The organism is uncultured Bacteroides sp., assembly GCF_910585845.1.
In the GTDB taxonomy this organism is placed as follows: domain Bacteria; phylum Bacteroidota; class Bacteroidia; order Bacteroidales; family Bacteroidaceae; genus Bacteroides.
The window spans coordinates 88,342-107,980 of the sequence record NZ_CAJUHF010000003.1 but is presented as its reverse complement, the minus strand read 5'-3'; the positions used below and the strand labels follow the sequence as shown (position 1 = coordinate 107,980).

General features: G+C 46.9%; 13 protein-coding genes and 1 pseudogene. 7 read left to right on the top strand and 7 right to left on the bottom strand.

What is annotated here, in order from left to right:
• Positions 1 to 23 precede the first annotated feature (23 nt).
• From QZ323_RS01765 to QZ323_RS01750, 4 genes are all read right to left on the bottom strand, one after another.
• Positions 24 to 2,189 carry a peptidase domain-containing ABC transporter gene (locus tag QZ323_RS01765; protein WP_294632322.1) on the bottom strand — a complete coding sequence of 722 codons (2,166 nt, stop codon included), beginning with the start codon at positions 2,187 to 2,189 and terminating at the stop codon, positions 24 to 26.
• 33 nt (positions 2,190 to 2,222) lie between these two features.
• Complete coding sequence (locus QZ323_RS01760) at positions 2,223 to 3,392, bottom strand: HlyD family efflux transporter periplasmic adaptor subunit (RefSeq protein WP_294632321.1); 1,170 nt, start codon at positions 3,390 to 3,392, stop codon at positions 2,223 to 2,225.
• A 676-nt stretch (positions 3,393 to 4,068) separates the two neighbouring features.
• Positions 4,069 to 4,734 carry a hypothetical protein gene (locus QZ323_RS01755; RefSeq protein ID WP_294632319.1) on the bottom strand — a complete coding sequence of 222 codons (666 nt, stop codon included), beginning with the start codon at positions 4,732 to 4,734 and terminating at the stop codon, positions 4,069 to 4,071.
• A gap of 715 nt (positions 4,735 to 5,449) precedes the next feature.
• The gene (locus QZ323_RS01750; RefSeq protein WP_294632317.1) at positions 5,450 to 5,575 is read right to left on the bottom strand and encodes a hypothetical protein; all 126 of its coding nucleotides are present in this window, start codon (positions 5,573 to 5,575) and stop codon (positions 5,450 to 5,452) included.
• 660 nt (positions 5,576 to 6,235) lie between these two features.
• Here QZ323_RS01750 and QZ323_RS01745 point away from each other — a divergent pair.
• The 3 genes and pseudogenes from QZ323_RS01745 to QZ323_RS01735 form a co-directional block, all read left to right on the top strand.
• Entirely contained in the window at positions 6,236 to 7,081 is an 846-nt protein-coding gene (locus QZ323_RS01745) for a HAMP domain-containing sensor histidine kinase (protein WP_294632315.1), read from the top strand.
• Positions 7,078 to 7,776, top strand: a complete 699-nt coding sequence (locus QZ323_RS01740; RefSeq protein WP_294632314.1) for a response regulator transcription factor — start codon at positions 7,078 to 7,080, stop codon at positions 7,774 to 7,776. Before QZ323_RS01745 ends, QZ323_RS01740 begins: the two co-directional genes overlap by 4 nt.
• Positions 7,777 to 7,885: 109 nt before the next feature.
• Positions 7,886 to 8,104 (top strand): annotated as a pseudogene (locus QZ323_RS01735) (PD-(D/E)XK nuclease domain-containing protein); the annotation flags it as partial.
• A gap of 5 nt (positions 8,105 to 8,109) precedes the next feature.
• Here QZ323_RS01735 and QZ323_RS01730 read toward each other — a convergent pair.
• A complete protein-coding gene (locus QZ323_RS01730; RefSeq protein WP_294632312.1) occupies positions 8,110 to 8,454 on the bottom strand; it encodes a helix-turn-helix domain-containing protein in 345 nt (114 codons plus the stop codon).
• 148 nt (positions 8,455 to 8,602) lie between these two features.
• Between QZ323_RS01730 and QZ323_RS01725 the strand changes: the two genes are divergently transcribed.
• A complete protein-coding gene (locus tag QZ323_RS01725) occupies positions 8,603 to 8,716 on the top strand; it encodes a heme-binding protein (RefSeq protein ID WP_294632362.1) in 114 nt (37 codons plus the stop codon).
• Positions 8,717 to 8,837: 121 nt separating this feature from the next.
• On the opposite strand, the gene QZ323_RS01720 is transcribed toward QZ323_RS01725, so the two are convergent.
• A complete protein-coding gene (locus tag QZ323_RS01720; RefSeq protein WP_294632310.1) occupies positions 8,838 to 9,737 on the bottom strand; it encodes a diaminopimelate dehydrogenase in 900 nt (299 codons plus the stop codon).
• A gap of 340 nt (positions 9,738 to 10,077) precedes the next feature.
• Between QZ323_RS01720 and ruvA the strand changes: the two genes are divergently transcribed.
• The 3 genes from ruvA to QZ323_RS01705 are packed head-to-tail and all read left to right on the top strand — an operon-like array spanning position 10,078 to position 18,342.
• Positions 10,078 to 10,683, top strand: a complete 606-nt coding sequence (gene ruvA, locus QZ323_RS01715; RefSeq protein ID WP_294632308.1) for a Holliday junction branch migration protein RuvA — start codon at positions 10,078 to 10,080, stop codon at positions 10,681 to 10,683.
• A gap of 54 nt (positions 10,684 to 10,737) precedes the next feature.
• On the top strand, positions 10,738 to 18,204 hold the full coding sequence (sprA, locus tag QZ323_RS01710) for a cell surface protein SprA (protein WP_294632307.1): 7,467 nt from the start codon (positions 10,738 to 10,740) through the stop codon (positions 18,202 to 18,204).
• Positions 18,205 to 18,213: 9 nt separating this feature from the next.
• Positions 18,214 to 18,342 carry a hypothetical protein gene (locus QZ323_RS01705; RefSeq protein WP_294632304.1) on the top strand — a complete coding sequence of 43 codons (129 nt, stop codon included), beginning with the start codon at positions 18,214 to 18,216 and terminating at the stop codon, positions 18,340 to 18,342.
• Between the two features lie 84 nt (positions 18,343 to 18,426).
• Here the strand turns inward: QZ323_RS01705 and QZ323_RS01700 are convergent, their stop codons facing one another.
• On the bottom strand, positions 18,427 to 19,587 hold the full coding sequence (locus tag QZ323_RS01700) for a Xaa-Pro peptidase family protein (RefSeq protein WP_294632303.1): 1,161 nt from the start codon (positions 19,585 to 19,587) through the stop codon (positions 18,427 to 18,429).
• Between the last annotated feature and the right edge of the window lie 52 nt (positions 19,588 to 19,639).

Below are 19,639 nucleotides of genomic sequence, written 5' to 3'. Positions count from 1 at the left end.
CGGAAATCGTTAGGTTAACGTACTCAATCCAATATCTCAAACTGTTCCGTCCACAACCGACTATAGATGCCGCCAAATCTGAACAATTCCTGGTGCGTGCCGTTCTCCACCACTTTTCCCCTGTCAATCACCACTACGCGGTCGGCCTCCTTCACCATATTCAACCGGTGAGCAATGATGATGACGGTCTTCCCTTTCCGTGCCAAAGCCTTCAGCGTCTGCTTTACATATCGTTCAGAAGGAGTATCCAAGGAAGAGGTCGCCTCGTCGAAAATCAGGATTTCCGGTTCTTTGTAGAGGGCTCTGGCAATAGCGATGCGCTGCCGCTCGTCGCCGGACAAGGAAACACCGTGCTCGCCGATGTACGTATTATACCCATTGGGAAGCCGCTCAACGAACTGTTTCAGCCCCAACTGCTCCGACAAATCCACAATCCGCTTCATGTCCGGGTTCAAATCACCGATGGCAATATTCTCCGCCACCGTACCGGCAAACAGTTCAATCTGCTGCGGCACCGTGCCTATCCGGCGGCGCAAGCTCCTGTTGTCAATCTGCTCAATATCATAATCACCGATGCGAATGCGTCCCGACTGGATAGGATAAATGTGCTGGAGAAGCGAGACCAAGGTAGTCTTGCCCGAACCACTTTCACCTATGATGGCGGTCGTTTTTCCCTGCTCAATCTTCAGGTTCACCCCCTTGAACACCTCCTTACGCGAACCGTAACGGAAGAAAACATCCTCAAAAGAGATATCCCCAATCATATCCGGCTTCAATACTATCTTCCGGTTATCGTCCTGTTCGCGCTCCAAATCCATGATTTGGAAAAGGCGGTCGGCGGCAATCAAGGCATCCTGAATGGTCTGGTTGGAAGAAATCAAAAAGCCGATGGGCGAAACCACGTAGCTTATCAAGGAATAGAACACCATCAGGGTGCCCGGTGTCAGTTCCCGGTCTATCACCAGCAGGCTCCCCACCCACAGCACGGCGATGGTGATGGCGGTAGAGACAAATTGTATGCCTCCCTGTGCCATAATGGCGCCGTAGATGCTGTGGAACGTATTCTTCAGCAGAAGAACGAAACGCGATTCGGTCTTCAGATTGGCAAATGCTTCGATGCCGAAACGCTTGATGGTGGTAATCGAATTGATAGACTCCACCAACTGGGCCTCCAGATCTGCACTGCTCTCCATGATGCTACGCTGGTATTTCTTGTTCAGCCGGTTGAATCCCCGGAAGATGAGCAGGAACAACGGGGCGGATGCCAACGTGATGAGTGCCAGTTTCCACGAATAGACAAACATCAGACAGACGGAGAAGAGCAGGATCATCAGGTTCACCACCAGGTCGAGCGACACATTGTTGATGAAGTTGCGTATCTTTACCGCATCGTTCACACGCGAAATGATTTCGCCCACACGCATCGTATCGAAGAACTGTTGCGGCAGTGTAAGCAGATGCTTATAGTAGCCCAATATCAAGGCAGCATCAATCCGCTGTCCGGTCCTCAGGGCAAGGATGCTTTTCATGGCACCGATAAATGTGCGTAGTAGCAGAACGATGATCATCACCACACCCATCAGGTTGAGCAGGTTGACATTTTCATCTACCAGCACATAGTCCGTGATTTTCCCTACATATATGGAAGTGGAAAGCCCCAAGATGCTGTATATCAAAGCTCCGAATACGGCTTGCGCCATCACACTCTTGTGCGGAGCCAGCAAGGAGAAGAATTTCCGGGTCATGCTTGTCTTCATGTTTCCTTTTTGGAAGGTCTCTTCCGGTTCCATCAGAACCAGTACTCCTGTCCACATGTTCACAAATTCATCGTCCGTCACCTTGTGCATCCGCCCGTCTGCCGGATCCATGTAGGTGACGCGCCCCTTCTCCGCTTTGTACAGCACAACGAAGTGCTGCAACCTTTCATGCACAATCACATGCGCGATAGCGGGTTTGGGCACTATCTGCAAAGCTTCAAATTGCGCTTTTACCCCCTTGGCAGACAATCCCAACTTGCCTGCGGCTTCAATCAGCCCCAAGATGTTCGTTCCCTTTTGGTCGGTAAATGCATACTGCCTGATTCGCGCTACCGGAAACCGCAAACCATAGTAAGCGCATACGGAAGCCAGGCAAGCCGCTCCACAATCGGTAATGTCATGCTGTTTTATTTTCACTCCTTTCTGATACATACTTTTGTTTCTTTTCTTCTCTTCTCTTTTCTATTAGTTCAATTTTGCAATCCTTGTTTCGTTGATGTATTGTCTGGGATTCACCCAGCTGTCCATCTTCTGATACAGCAAGGCGAACAGTGAACGACGTGTCACCATGAAGTGTGCGCTAACCGTCATTCCCTTCTTCAACCGACCTATCCGGCCATCTTTCAATTGCAGGTAGTCACGCTCCATTTCACACTTCACCTTATAGAAGGAGTTTCCCTGGCTATCGGTCAAGAAGTCCGACGAAATATCCTTTACCTTGCCGGGCAAAGTTCCCCATTCGTTGTAATTAAAAGATTCCACCTGCACCTTGACCGGCATTCCCACACTCATGAATCCGATATTCCGGGGAGCGACATATACTTCCAAGCAGAGAGTGGAATCCGGACTGATGACCGCCAATGCCTGCCCCGTCCGGATGCTACTTCCCCGATAAACTCCTGAGAACTGATCCACCGTACCATCCACCGGGCTGCGTACAATATACATATCCTTGTCCTTGACTTCCTGTTTCAGGCTTGCGTTCATCTCATTGAACGTATTCTGATAGCTATTCAGATCGGCCTGCCAAGTGTTCAACTGGCTTTGCACCAACGATGCCAACTCGTTTTGCTGGTTCTGCCACCTGAAATAATACCCATCGTATTCTTCTTCGGCAATCACCTTCTTCTCAAACAACACTTTATTTCGGTTGTATTCCTTCTCTGCCTGCGCCAAGGCTGTTTCCAGTTCCTTTTTCTTTTTCACGAAATAGTCATATTCCTGCCGACGTACCGATGAACTGAAGCGTTCCGGACATTCCCCTTTTACCATATACGCCAAATCGGCCAGTTGTGCATGGCAGTCGTTCAAGCGAGCGGTCTGGTAGCTTATCTTATAATCTGGGGTATTTGTCCGGAATTTCAGAATCACGTCTCCCTTACGCACTTGATCTCCTTCGCGCACAAACACCGAATCGACAATTTCTGTGACGACAGAGGTGATTTCCGTCTTTTCGGTCACCGGCCTGATCACTCCATTCCCTTGCACCGAGATGTCCACATAAATAAACGGAAGCGCCACCATCGTGACCGCAACAGCCAGCAAAACCACCCAATAAATAATCTGAGACCTCGTAGTATGCTGATAGATGTAAGTCTCGATGCAATTGTCTATCCACTCGTTCGGTAATAACATATTTCTTTGTTTTCTTTATTGATTAATACTTTTGTTGATGTTTATAGAGACAAAAATAGAGGAGATATAAAAGAAAATAGGTTATTCTTATGTTATCATTAGGTTAATGATATCTATAAACTATCCAGTTTGATATAAACTTAATAGGCTGTATTTTTCTTTTCCTCAAAAAAAGAAATACATGTAAATAAGTCTATACCAAACTGGAGTTAACTAAAATTCAACAACATATTTTAAGTAAATCTATTACGAAACATTATTATAATTCGTAACATTAGATTAACTATTTAGGAGATAATACATTGCAAACATGGCTATGGTATAAAACGCTATATACAAGCAAGTGGTAATATTCAATGTTTTTTCTTCTTTGTACTCTTTACGTAGAATACCGATGCAATATACTATTAGGAATAGATTGGATGTATAAAGTATGATGTCTATTAGTTGACAGAACGATGAGCACCATCTTTCAGCCAAAAGGTGGAGTAGAATGGAAATGAGGTATAAGTAAGAAAAAATAGGGAAATACAAATTATTCCAACTTTGTTTCTGGTAGCCGCATTTATCTTGATAATTAAGTTTCATATGTATTGTTGATTAAATTTAAAAAATACATTGTAATTCACTGAACAATATTTATTATTCAGTGAATTACAATATTAGGATTTTCACATTATTGTTTCTCCAAACAATCTTTATAGTCATCTTCTGCCCATTTCAATTGCAAGGCACATACTGCTGTTGCCCCGGCCAACCCGATAACACCTCCACTTATTGCTCCACCACTTCCTGATATGGCATATATTTCCAATGCTCTTTCGCAGTCTTTTTGATATTGCGCATAACAATCTGCTGCACTTTTCGTTTGTGCAGCCATCACTTGATTTTGTAAATAATTACCACCAGATAAAATAGCAACCAACATCAGCTTTTCGTTTTCAGTCAATAAACTATCTTCAGTTATTTGTTCGATGGATATATCGTTTGAATTCGATGCAAAACTATGTTGCAATTTTTCCACCCATTGCCAAGCTTGTGAAGATAATGTGTTTTGAAGGTAATCTTTTTGTTCATCAACAGACATATCAGCCGTGGATTTGGTTAATAAGTTCGTTTGCCAATTCCATTTTCCCATTTTTTCATACAATATCTCTTTTTTTTGTTGCAAATCTGTTGTCAATTCGCTGCTTTTTAGTGCGTCTTGAAATTGATTGTATAAATCTTGATATGACCGGCCGGTTTCTGGTTCGTTAAAATTGTCAGTTTGAGTACAATTGGCAAAAGTGATAATACTAATAAATACTACTACCCATAGGTATGCAATGTTTTTGAGGTTCATAAAAAAAATAAATTATAGTTTATGCCTACTCATAAAGCTTTTCGGCATCCGCTCCTCTATTTAATCAGTTGAGGTCTGAATTATAGAAAAGAATTCCAAATCTTACTTACTCGTAAACTTCATTTTTTGATTGAATTTCTTTTTTACTGTTGCTTTGTTTAGAGCCTGTTCAAATTTTGTTCAGCCTTCTTTCGAGAGTTCTTTTTGAAGAAAATTTAAAAAGGCTCTTAGACTAATATTAATGTTTTTCGCTTATTTATTGAGCGGCAAGAATCTTTCATTTTATCATTCCTAATCTCCTCACCAGCAAATGATGTATTCGGCAAGCGAACCATAGATTTCACGAATCCGTCCCAGTTCTTCAGGAATTGATTCACGATAGCCATCGTTCGCGCATCTCACTTCTGCTTCATTCAGCAAAATACACTTGTTGTTTTCTTCTTTTTTTCATAAATCTTTCTTTTATTGTTAATACTAAAGTTTATTGTTCTTTTTGACGCTGCAAAGATAAGCAGTGTGTTTTTGGATTTATATTATCTCTATGTTATCATTAGGTTAATATATTTTAGTGTTAATACTGAACTTGTTCCTTTTTGATGCTGCAAAGTTGGGAAATATATTTCAGACTTTGTGTTATCCTTATGTTATCGTCAGGTTAACCAATCGCCATTCTCTTAATTGACTTGCTTTTTCTATTAGCATAAAGCAAAATAAGTCAGACATTCACAAATACAAGTCTATAATATCCAGCATCTTCATCATATATCAACTTATATACGATTTCACCTCCAAATGTATTAATAATCTCTTGATCTGTCAGTTCTAAAAATAATTGTTCCATAATATATCTGTTTTTAAAAATTCAACGATGCAAAGGTACAATATGTGAATATTATCAAATGTTAGTTTTATGTTATCGCTATGTTATTATTTGAATGAAAAAACTTATTTTTGCAACGGAATTTGCATTTTACTTTATCTGATGAGAAATAAAATAGGCATAAAGAAAATATATGTATTTACATTCGTGGGATTGGTTGGAGCGTCAGCTTTGCAATCAATATGGCTACATAATACATATACACTCATCAAGAACAATATTGAAAAAGAAAGTTATGCAATCATTGAAAAGGCACTTGAAGAAGAAGGGAATATACGCTTTGGTCAAACGCCTAAAGGAACGGAAATAATGGGAGGAGTCGCTAATGACACAATCCCGCCAATGACCTATTTTTACGAACAACTTTCTGATATGGGATACCCACTTTCAATGCAGAAGTTAGATTCTATAATCTCCCAACTATTAATAGAAGGTGGGATCAAAGATCTATTCTCTATTCATATCATAAATTTGCATACCGGAGAAATCGTTCAAAGCAATAGAAACAACGAAGCTTCCTCTTGGATGACCGTCAAACCTAAATATCTTCCTATACGCTCCGACTATACACAAGTAGTTCAATTGATCCTTGTCAATCCATACAAGACATTTGTTGAACGTATGGGATTGCTTATCATTGCTACTATCATCATCCTGAGTTTTGTTATCGGTTGTATTGTTTACCAAATCAGGATGATATATCGAATGAACAAAATAGCCCGAATCCGCGAAGACTTCTCTTATGCTTTAATTCATGACATGAAGTCTCCGCTGAGTTCTATCTTCATGATACTGAACTTTCTTCATAGCGGAAAGCTTGACGGAAAGCCCGAAATGAAAGAGAAGTATTACCAGATAGCGGAAAACGAAGCGGAACATTTGCTGGTACTTACCAACAAGGTGCTCACCATCTCCAAACTGGAGAACCATAAACAGCAAATGAACAAGGAAAAAGTCCTGCTGACACCCATCCTGAAGGAGTTGGCAGACAAGTATCTTGCCCAATCCACCAAGGAGGTACACTTCGCTTTCGACCTGAAAGTAAAAGAAGTCTATGCCGAAGCCGAATACCTGAAAGAGATATTCAGCAACCTGATAGACAACGCCATCAAATACTCCAAGGAGTCTGTAGAGATAAGAATCAGTTCGGAAAACCACAATTCGAGCACCGTCATCAGAGTACACGACAACGGCTTGGGCATTGCCGACAAATACCAGCGCTGCATCTTCAACAAATACGAACGGGGTGCCGCTGAGCGACGGATACGGAAAGGCGGTGCCGCAGGCTTTGGTCTGGGGCTGAACTTCGTACAGCAAGTGATAGAGGCGCACGGTGGAAACATCACCGTGAACAGCATAGAAAAAGAATATACAGAATTTATAATCTATTTACCAAACCGGGAGGATTCGGCCAAAAAGGTTGATTCGTTGGAAGTTCTAACTCCCGATAACTCCTTAAAAATATGATAAAACTTTTATTGGTAGAAGACGACGCCAACCTGTCGTACATTGTAAAGAGTGGCTTGCAGGACTTGATTGGAGGATATGAAGTGGTCACCGCCGCCAATGGCAAAGAGGGGCTGAAAGCTTGGGAAGAGTTCCAGCCAGACATCATCATCTCCGACATCGACATGCCTGTAATGGACGGCTACGAAATGGTAAGACGCATCCGGGAGACGGATGGTGATACGCCTGTGTTGTTCGCCTCAGCACTGGTATTGCCCAGTGACGTAAAGAAAGGCTATGAAATAGGAGCGAACAACTACGTGAAGAAACCTTTCGTACCGGATGAAATGGATGCGCATATCCATGCCATCCTGAAAATGAAGGAGGGGGTAAAGTCTAAGGACGAAACCGGTTGCTGCAAGTTCGGTGCCTACACGCTGAATGCCGTGCGTGCCACGCTGCGCAACAACGATACAGACCAGATGCGAACGCTGACCGTCAGAGAAGCCAAAATCTTGCAACTGCTTGCCGACAACAAGAACGAAATAGTGCGGCGCGAAGCTATCCTCAGCCGTTACTGGGACACGGAAGACGACTACTTTGCCTCGCGCAGTCTGGACGTGTTCATCTCCAAGCTTCGCAAACTATTCGAGAAGGATGAACGGATAGAGATAAAGACCGTCAGGGGTGTAGGGCTGATGCTGGTGGTACGGTAAAAGCATAATCCCCTCAATTTAACGGCAGGCTGTTTGGAAAACTGATAACAAAGGCTTTACCTTTGTTTCTGATTGGAAACAAACCTCTTTAAAAGGCATAGTAGTCATGTACGTCAACATCTTTCTATGTCCGCTACTGGACATCTATACCGACATGCAGCACAGCTACATTGTCGAATTGAAGTATGCCCGGTACAAAGACCTCGAAAACTGCGTGGAGGAACTGCACCGGGAAGCCGTCGAACAAGCGAACCGCTATGCCGATACTGAAACGGTAAAGAAAGCCATAGGCAATACGCAACTGCACAAGATTGTGGTAGTGTACAAAGACTACTACTCCCTTTGCCATCCATCCGGCACCCTCTTCCCCATCTCGTCAAACATATTCCGGTGCTCGTTACCCCATGCGTCCATCATACGGATGATGGGCACGAGCGATTCGCCAAGTTCTGTCAGAAAATATTCTGTCTTCATCGGAACCGTATCATACACCACACGGCGCACGACGCCTACAGATTCCAACTCTCCGAGTTGCTGTACAAGTACGCGCTGTGTAGCTCCCTTTATCACACGCTGGAACTCCACTGGACGATGAATGCCCTTGGTCATACAATTTATCAGATAAGGTTTCCACTTGGCACCCATAATATACAGTGTGATGGTCACTCCACAATCCAAATCTATCGGGGTATCTTATATTCATACATACGCTTCTTACCATATTTCTTTAATCCACTTGCAAAAGTATAGAAATTCCCCAGCATGAGAAAAGAATCACACTATGATAAAATTATCACATATTGCAGGCATATAAGAAGAATATCCGCTGTTTGTAAACGGAACAATTATCGGCGCAATCGGAGTAGGCGGAGGCACGGAAGCCCAAGACTGCGAGATTGCCGAATACGTCGTGAAAGCATTCGACAGGTTAACAAAGTAAGAGGCGGATGACATAAATTAGGCGGATGACCGAAGATAATTTCTTACTTTTCAGTAAATTCATCTACGATCACCCGCCCTTTCCGCGTTATCTGCGTACTATTCCGTTCGCTATATTTTCATTATACCAAGTGTCCGATCCACTCTTCACGGTCGCCCGGCAAAAGGTCGACAACCGGAATTTCCACCATCGTGTAGCAACCTGCCTGCTGACGCATCGAAGCGCGTGCCACGCAAACCAGTACTTGTGCTGTCAGTGCAGGATTATTGATACGCATATTAAACTCAAACAACTGGTTCTGCGTCTTGCCTGAAACACCTTTGCGCGTGAGATTCACGCCATGCCCCATATCAAGCAACGCATCTACACTAGGCACCAATTTCACGTGCGTCTCATCATTCACAAAGTACGGATCAGCCTTGATTGCCGTAGCCACTTTGTCAAATTCGTATCCTTCCTTCAGTTCGATGTAAACCATACGGCGATGAATGCCTGTTCCTGTAGGGATGGTCATGGAGAGAGCTGCCTTCACACCGTCTACGGCTTTCACCGCAACAGTATGCCCCATACTCATTCCCGGTCCGAAATTGGTATATGTGATTCCCTTCGGAGCAATGGCTTCCAACATAGTGCGTACAATGGAGTCGCTTCCCGGGTCCCAACCTGCCGAAATAATGGAAACGGCGTTATGTTCTTTGGCAACAGCATTCAGCGTACGGCGCAAATCTACAATCCCCGTATGGATATCAAAACTGTCCACCGTATTGATGCCGAGGGCAAGAATCTCTTTCGCATAACTTTCCACCTTGCGGGTCGGCGTACAAAGAATTGCCACATCCACACCTTCCAACTCCTTGATATCCTTCACTACAGGATATTCACTTAATTCTGCGGGACGATTTTCCGCTCCTGCACGGCGCACAACACCGGCAATCTCAAAATCGGGAGCTGCCTGCAACGCTTCGAGCACGTAATGCCCGATATTGCCGTAGCCCACGATAGCTGCTCTTACTTTTTTCATTCTTTTATCGGATTTATTTATCAGTTTTCTATTTTATCGGTGCAAAAGTAATCATTTTCATTCACATTTATCACAAAACGACACAGAGTTCCACTGAGTTTTTTCTTTATTAACAAGACATGAAGCGGTTTATCCCGCAGTTCTGACCGTTTCATGTTTTCATCGATACCTATTGAAAGCATTTTCGCCCCACGAGACGGATTTTTTTGTCTCATGAGACGAAAATATTCATCTCATGGGACGAAAAAAACCGTCTCATGGGATGAAAAAATCCGTCTCATTATGGTAGTGCAACCGACTGTTTACACAATATTCTACGCGCGCGCCCGTTATTAGCAGTATGATAGAATATATTAAAGGCGAACTTGTCGAGCTCAGCCCGGCAACCGCAGTAATCGAGTGTAACGGATTAGGATATGCCGTTAATATTTCCCTGAACACGTACGCCGCCATTCAGGGGAAAAAGGAATGCAAATTATATATCTACGAAGCCATACGCGAAGACGCTTACATCCTCTACGGATTCGTAGACAAACAAGAGCGGGAACTGTTCTTACTGTTGATTTCCGTATCGGGCATCGGCGGCAACACTGCACGAATGATACTCTCGGCCCTTTCGCCGGCGGAACTGGTGAACGTGATCAGTACGGAAAACGCCAATATGCTGAAAGCGGTAAAAGGCATCGGACTAAAGACTGCACAGCGGGTGATTGTCGACCTGAAAGATAAAATCAAGACAGGCACCATAGCCGCAGGAAGTACGGAAGGAAACTTCTGCGGCATGTCGACCATAGCCAACACACAGATACAGGAAGAAGCGGTCGCAGCCCTCACCATGTTGGGATTTGCACAAGCACCGTCACAGAAAGTCGTATTAGCCATACTGAAAGAGGACCCGAGCGCACCGGTAGAACAAGTCATCAAACTGGCACTGAAAAGACTTTAGCAAATAGCTGGAGAGACCCGGGCTAATAGAAGCAACCGTTTGTGTGAAATCAGAATGAAGTATCCCTATATACGACATACAATCTGCTTATTACTGCTGTGGCTGACGCACAGCAGTATTGCCGTTATAGGGCAAAACGTACAACAGAAAACGAAGACGGACAACAACACAAAAGAAGCCCAAAGCGACAGCATCACACCACGATACTCCGTCCGGAAAACAGTGCCATTTACCCTAAAAGACCTTTCTCTCCCCCCAGCCGACCTCAAGTCGCCGACAAACCTGCGGACTGAAGCGGAGTATGACGCCAAAACAGACAAATACCTCATACGCACTAAACTGGGAAACACGGATATCGGAGTCCCCCTGCTACTTACCCCCGAAGAGTATCTGGACTGGACCCTGCAACAATCCATGCAGGCATATTACCGACAGAAGAACGGAGAACAAATCGGTAAGGGAAAAGAAGCCTTCGACTTCATGGATATGAAGTTCAGCCTGGGTCCGGCGGAGAAACTATTCGGCCCCGGCGGAGTGCAGATACGTACGCAAGGCAATGCGGAACTCAGCTTCGGCATGAACTACAAAAACGTGAAAAATCCGTCCCTCCCCGAAAACCAGCGCAAGACATTCGGCTTCGACTTTGACGAGAAAATCAACATCAACGTCAATGGGAAAGTAGGCGACAAGGTGAATATGAACATGAACTACAACACGGATGCCACGTTCGACTTCGATACCAAGCAGCTGAAATTGAAGTACGAGGGAAAAGAAGATGAGATCATCAAACTTATTGAAGCCGGAAACGTAAGCATGCCCACCAATAACTCACTGATACGGGGAGCCTCGGCACTGTTCGGCATTCGCACCGACCTTCAATTCGGCAAATTGAAAATGCAGGCAGTCATCAGTCAGCAAGAGAGTGAAGCCAAAACCGTAACAAGCCGTGGCGGCGCGCAAGTCACCACCTTTGATTTCTCTGCCGACAACTACGAAGAGAACCGCCACTTCTTCCTTACCCATTACTTCAGGGATGTGTATGACAAGAATCTGGCACAACTTCCCAACGTACTCTCCAGTATCACAATCAACCGCATCGAAGTATGGGTCACCAATAAACGGAACAACTACGACAACCCCAGAAACATTGTGGCACTGACCGACCTCGGAGAGGCTTTTCATATAGGCAACCCCTCAGCTTGGAGCGGGACAGGGAATCCTGCAAATCCTGCCGCAAGCGGCAATGCGCCTGCCAACAATGCCAATAACCTCTATGCAGCAATGACCGGACAATACGCCGCCGCACGCGACATCAGCCAGGTAAACAACACAATGAACAGCATTCCGGGCATGGAAGGCGGTATGGACTACGAAAAGATAGAAAGTGCCCGCCTGCTAACGGCATCCGAATATACGCTGAACAGCAAACTGGGCTACATTTCACTCAAGCAGACACTGCAACCGGATGAAGTACTGGCAGTAGCCTTTGAATATACCTTCGGAGGAAAGAGCTATCAGGTAGGCGAATTTTCTTCCGACATCAAAGAGACGGGACAAAGCCTGTTCGTAAAACTGCTGAAAAATACGTCGAACTCGCCCGATGCCGCCTGCTGGGACTTGATGATGAAAAACGTCTATAGCCTCAACGCCTACTCTGTGCAGAAAGAAAAGTTCCAGTTGAACATCACTTATCAGAGCGACACGGCAGGCGTGTATCTGCGTTACATTCCGGAAGGCAAGATTGCCAAAACCCCTCTGTTGCGTGTCATGAATCTCGACCGCCTGAACAGCCAGAACCAAATCGGTGCAGACGGATTCTTCGACTTTGTAGAAGGGTATACAGTCACGGCATCCGACGGGCGCATCTACTTTCCCGTCGTGGAGCCTTTCGGCAGCCATTTGCGCAATGCCATAGGAAACGACGCGCTGGCAGACAAATATGTGTTTCAAGAACTATATGACTCCACCCGTACGGTAGCGCGGCAGACAGCGGAGAAGAATAAATTCCGGCTGACAGGAGAGTATCGTGCCTCCAACGCCAACGAGATACGTCTCGGAGCCATGAATATTCCGCAAGGGTCGGTACAGGTAACGGCAGGAGGCATCACGCTGACCGAAAACTCCGACTATACGGTGGACTACACGCTCGGCGTAGTCACCATCCTCAACCAAAGCATCATTGACGCAGGCACTGCCATCAGTGTGAACCTGGAAAGCAACACGCTCTACAGCATGCAACGCAAGACTATGATGGGACTGAACTTCACGTACGACTTCTCTCCCGACTTCTCTTTCGGCGGAAGCATTATGCACCTCAAAGAAAAGCCGTTGACAAGCAAAGTCGCCATGGGAGACGAACCGTTATCCAACATGCTGTGGGGACTGAACGCCTCCTGGAAAAAAGAGAGCCAATGGCTGACGAACCTGCTGGACAAGCTGCCTTTCGTCAATGCCACTATGCCCAGCAACATCAATCTCGGCGTGGAATTTGCCCATCTCATACCGGGACATGCCAAAGGATTACAGCAAAATGCATCGTATATCGACGACTTTGAAAGCACCCAAAGCGGCATCGACCTGCGGCAACCCTCGTACTGGATGCTGGCAAGCACCCCTTACAATCCGAACCTTTTTCCCGAGGCATCCCGCAGCAATGATATCACCTACGGGAAAAACCGCGCCTTGCTGGCATGGTATCACATTGACGGCCTATTCACCCGACGCAACTCTTCGCTGACCCCAGCCCACATAAAGAGTGACCTGAACCAACTCAGCAATCATTACGTTCGCGAAGTCTACGAACAAGAGCTCTTCCCGAACAAGGAGCCCCCTTATCAGGAATCAGCTGCCATGAACGTACTGAACCTGGCATACTATCCGCAAGAACGGGGACCATACAACTTAGACACGGACCTGAATACGGACGGCACGCTACGCAATCCCCAAAAGCGCTGGGGAGGCATGATGCGCAAATTGGACACGAGTGATTTTGAAGCTGCCAACATCGAATATGTCACGTTCTGGCTGCTCGACCCGTTCATTTACAAGAAAGAGGGAAACAATCCTGCATCTCCCTTGGACAGGGCTTCCACACCGGCTACCTCCGGCGGAGACCTTTACATCAATTTAGGCGAGGTGTCCGAAGACATACTGAAGGACGGCAAAAAATTCTTCGAGAATGGCTTACCCACTGATGGAGATGTCACAAAGACCGAAGAGACAGTTTGGGGACGCGTACCTCGTGAACGTAGCATAGTATATGCCTTCGACAATGCCGCCAATGCCCGTCGTTATCAGGACGTCGGTCTGAACGGTCTCTCTACTGAAGACGAACGTTCGTTCCCTACCTATCAGAACTATCTGTCGGAAATACAGGGGATTGTTGATACCGAAAGCTATCAGAAATTCTATAACGACCCTGCGGGTGACAATTATCACTACTTCCGTGGCAGTGATTATGACCGCGAAGAACGCAGCATTCTCGAACGATACAAATACTATAACAACACCGAAGGTAATTCCACTGCCTCGGAAGACTCTCCGGAACGATATGATATCTCTGCAAAGACCGTACCCGATATAGAAGACATCAATCAGGACAACACACTGAATGAAACGGAAAAATATTTCCAGTATAAAATCCGTCTCACTCCCTCCGACCTGAAAGTGGGACAGAACTACATCACGGACAAAAGAACCGTCAACGTACGCCTGCGCAATGGTCAAACGGAAGAAGTAACCTGGTATCAGTTCAAGATACCCGTACGCAGTGGCGAAGCGATAGGCAACATCAAGGATTTCAAGTCCATCCGCTTCATGCGCATGTTCCTGACCGGGTTCGAAAGTCCCGTCGTACTGCGCTTTGCCACGCTGGAACTGATACGGGGCGAATGGCGCACCTACACCGATGCATTGAACAATACGCAGCAAGGAAGCTCCGTCACAAGCTCTGCCACGCTGGATGTGTCTGCCGTAAACATTGAAGAGAACGGCGACCGTACACCGGTAAATTACATTATGCCTCCCGGCATATCCCGCGTCATCGACCCCGGACAGCCGCAACTACGCCAACAGAACGAACAGACCATGAGCCTGAAAATAGAGAAACTGACTCCCGGAGATGCCCGTGCCGTCTACAAGAACACGGGCATGGACATGCGGCAGTATAAACGCTTGCAAATGTTCATCCACGCCGAAGCCCTACCCGACCTCAGTACCGACCCACAAAACGGAGAACTGTCCGTATTCATCCGACTTGGCTCGGACTACCGCAGCAATTACTACGAATATGAGATTCCGCTTGTCCTGACCCCACATGGAGAGTATAACGGAAGTACCACCACCGGTTGCCTTGCCGTCTGGCCCAAAGAGAACAACCTGGACATCGACCTCGGCATACTGACCAACATAAAGAAGAACCGCAACCGTCTGAAAAACATCTCTAATAGCGGCATTACATACACCAGGCTCTATTCTGAATATGACACAGAGAAACCGGCAAACAAGATAAGCATTATCGGAAATCCTTCGTTGGCGGAAGTGAAAACCATAATGATAGGAGTACGAAACAACGCACGCACCATAAAGTCCGCCGAAGTTTGGGTAAACGAGCTACGCCTCACCGAATTTAATGAGAGTGGCGGATGGGCAGCGCAGGGCAATCTCAACGTGCAACTTTCCGATATCGGCAGCATCAATCTGACCGGACATACGGAAACCGCCGGCTTCGGTGGATTGGAGCAGAGTGTCAGCGAACGTCGTCTGGATGACTTCTATCAATACAGCTTTACCACCACATTCGACCTCGGGCGCTTTTTCCCTAAAAAGGTGAAACTGACCTCCCCGATTTACTTCTCTTACTCCAAAGAAGCCACTACACCCAAATACAATCCGCTGGATAAAGACATGTTGCTGGACGATGCCCTCGATGCCTGCACTACCGGCCAGCAACGTGACTCGCTGATGAACATCGCCCGCGAAATCACGACTTATCGCAACTTCAGCCTCAGCAATGCGCGAATAGGCATTGTCAGCAAACGTCCGATGCCCTATGACCCGGGAAACTTCACCTTCAGCTATTCCCGCTCTTTGCGCCACAACCAGGGCAGCACTACAGCCTACGAGAATGAGACAGACTGGCGTGGTGCCATGAGCTATAATTATGCTCCGGTCTACCGCCCGTGGGAGCCCTTCAAAAAGATGAAGAGCAAATCCCCCTGGATGCGCTTCATCAAAGAGATAAACCTGAATTGGCTGCCCCAGAGCATCGCGTTCAATACCGAAATGCTGCGTCATTATTACGAACTGCAACTCCGTGACTTAGAAGCATTGACCGCAGGAAGTATGACGGGGGAAGATACCGGAATCGAAGGCATTCCCGTTTCCGTTGCCAAGGAGTTTCTCTGGAACCGGGATTTTGCTCTACGCTGGGACTTAACCAAAAACCTGCATATCAATTTCACTTCTGCCACACATGCCGAAATAGAAGAGCCTTACGGGGTGGTAAACAAGGACTTGTATCCGGACGAATACACGGCCTGGAAAGATACCGTACGCCGCAGCCTGCTATCACTCGGGCGCCCCATCGACTATCAGCAAACGTTCAACGCCACCTATAAAGTGCCCTTCGACAAGTTTCCCATCACCGACTGGATCAGTACGGATCTCCGCTTTGCCTCCTCCTACAATTGGGATCGGGGCGTCTCCCTCTCCGATGGCATAGAGATGGGGAATACCATCAGTAACCAACGCAGCATCGACGTAAATTCACGCTTCAACCTCGAAGCCCTTTACAACAAGGTGCCCTATCTGAAAAAGGTGAACCGCCGCTTCTCTGCCTCTTATCGCAAACCCGCCGCAGCCAAAGGGCAAAAACCCCGCCGGTTCGACAAAGAGATACAGCTGAAAGCAGACACAACGCTGACCGTAAGCCACAATCTGAACTCACGCCGCCCCAAGGTCAGTGCGCTTACAGTGGACGGACGCCGTTATCCGATAAAGTACAAAATAATCAATGCCAATTCACTGCGCATCAATACCCAAGATACGGCACGCATCAAACTGACCGTTATCCCCGGTCCTGCCCCGGAAGAGGGCCGATGGTATAAACTCGGACAGTATGCCGCCCGTTTTGCCATGAGTGTACGCAATTTCAGTTTCACCTACAAGAACACATACGCCATGACACTGCCCGGTTTCCGTCCTGAAGTAGGAGACATGTTCGGGCAAAAGAAACACGGGGGCTTCTTAGCACCGGGACTGGGCTTTGCCTTCGGCCTCACTGACGACAACTATATTGACCGGGCAATGCAGAACGAATGGCTTGTATGTAATGATTCTGTCATCAGCCCTGCCAGCAGCAATGCCCTCGAAGACTTGCAGATACGTATCACGCTCGAACCTATTCGAGACCTGAAAATAGACCTCACCGCCAACCGTACCCACAATCGTAGCCGGGAAATGCAATACATGTTTGCAGGAATGCCGGATACGCGCAGCGGCAATTTCACCATGAGCATCATCTCGATAGGAAGCGCATTCGAACGCCACAATGCGGACAACGGCTACCGCTCCAGCACCTTTGAACGTTTCAGAAACAGCCTCGAAGGCATACGGAACCGTGCAGAGGCCCAATACGCCAACAGCCGATACCCGCAAGGCACCGCCCTCGTCGGAAAACCATTCGACCCGGCAAACGGAACCGTCAGCAAGCATTCGCCGGATGTCATGATACCGGCTTTCTTCGCCGCCTACACCGGAAGAAACGCCCGCAACTCCGCCCTCGACATCTTTCCCAGTCTGTTTGCCATGATGCCGAACTGGCGCATCACCTATGCCGGACTGGCAAAGATCGGCTGGTTCAAAAAGAACTTCCGCAGCTTCAACCTGAACCATGCCTATCGCAGCACGTACAGCATCGGCAGTTACAACACCTTCCAAAGTTTCATAAGCTATATGGGTGACATCGGATTCACTGAAGACGTGCAAACAGGAAACCCTATTCCTTCATCGCGCTTCGATATAAGCATGGTGTCTATCAACGAACAGTTCTCGCCCCTCATCGGTATGGATGCCACCCTTAAAAACGGAATGACCGCCAAAGTGGAATACAGAACCAACCGCGTACTGAACCTCAGTACAAGTGCCTGCCAACTGGTAGAGAGTGATTCCCGCGACTTCGTCATCGGGCTGGGGTATAAAATCATCAACTTCAACCTGTTCAGCCAACGCAACGTGAAGAACAGCAAAAACCGAACCAGCCACGACCTCACCTTACGCACCGATATCTCGTTCCGCAACCAGTCCGCCCTCTGCCGCGACATTCAACAAGGCTCTACACAAGCAACCAGCGGTAACAAAGCACTGAAGATCTCCTGCTCGGCCGACTACACCCTGAGCCGCCTCCTGACCTTACGTCTCTACTACGACCGGCAACAAAACACACCACTGGTGTCTTCCAGCTCCTATCCGGTAGTCAGTGTCGATTTCGGGTTCAGCATGAAATTCTCTCTGACGAGATAAACAGACAACATGGAAAAACATCTGTTCCCTGACCTACAATTCCTTTTTTCCCGCAGGAAAGAGGTATTGCACGAGTATTGGGACTTCATCACGCACTACTTCCTGCGCGAATATTATGAGGAGAGTGAACTGGAGTAAAAGGAAGGAACAAAAAGGCTAGAAAAGACAGGTGCGTCATACTCCGTAGTGAGTTATGACGCACCTCCATTCGGTTTTATTCTCTTACAGTTCTATGATTTCTTCTTTGCACAATGTCAGCTTCTCTACCCCTTCTGCCGTCACAGCCCAAGAGTTTTCAATACCCAACGGACCAATGCCCGGCAGTACAATCTTCGGTTCGAGAGCAAACACCATGCCCGGTTCCAGTTCCTGCTTAATACGCGGAGCCAGCACTGGCGATTCATTGATTTCCAGCCCAATGCCGTGTCCGACGAACTTAGCTTTTTGTCCTACTCCCATGAAGTAGTCTGCAAAACCCGCCTTCGTCACCAAGTCAATGGCTGTTTGATAAAGATCCTCGCACACAGCCCCCGGCTTTACCTTCTCTGCCACAGCTTCCTGCACTTCCAGACAGACTTGGTGTGCCGCGTATGCCCTTTCGGGTAATTTTCCGATAGAAAACACCCGGCTCATGTCTCCCATATAACCATTAAAGTTTCCTCCCATATCAACCATCAGGCTCTGACCGGGCTGCAACAAGGTACCGTTTGCCCCGATAGGCAATGAAGCGTCAAGCCCTTCGCCACCCAAAGCAAAGTCGTAAGATGCAGGCACGGCAGCATTATCCCCTGCCAACAAACTACCCATGAATATCTCCATGTTCTGACCGAAAGTACGGAAAATGCCGAGACATCCTTCCAGACGCATCAGGCGTTCTATCTCGATGGACAACTGTCGGTCGGTCATTCCGGGCTTATACAAGGCAGGTATCTGTTCATACGCCTTGGCATGTGAAATCCCCGACCGACGGAACATTTCCAGTTCCATCTCTGTCTTTACGCTGCGCGCTTTGCGGATAATGGGCGTTCCGTTCACTATCGTAGTTTCCGGGAAGCAGGCTGCCAGACGCGTATATTCCGTATAAGCCAATTCATCGCCTTCCAGCATCAGTTTCGTCGGCATCGGCAAGCCGCACTCCTTCAGCAGATCCGGCAATTGTTCCGGTTTGCGGATAGGGTGAATGTGCTCACCTTCAATATGGTTAGGGCGCTTGATGAACAGGCGGGCCGGAGCATTCAGGGGTAAATACAAATAACCGCTGACAACACGTCCGTACGTATAGATTAAGTTTACATTGCAGGTAATAAGAGCGGCGTCAATCTCTTGCTGAGCCATGAGAACACGTATTTTATCGCGTCTCAACTTTAATTCCGGTTGTAACATCTCCTTGTTATTTATGATTTTTGTGTCACAAAATTAGGAATAAAAAGTGAGA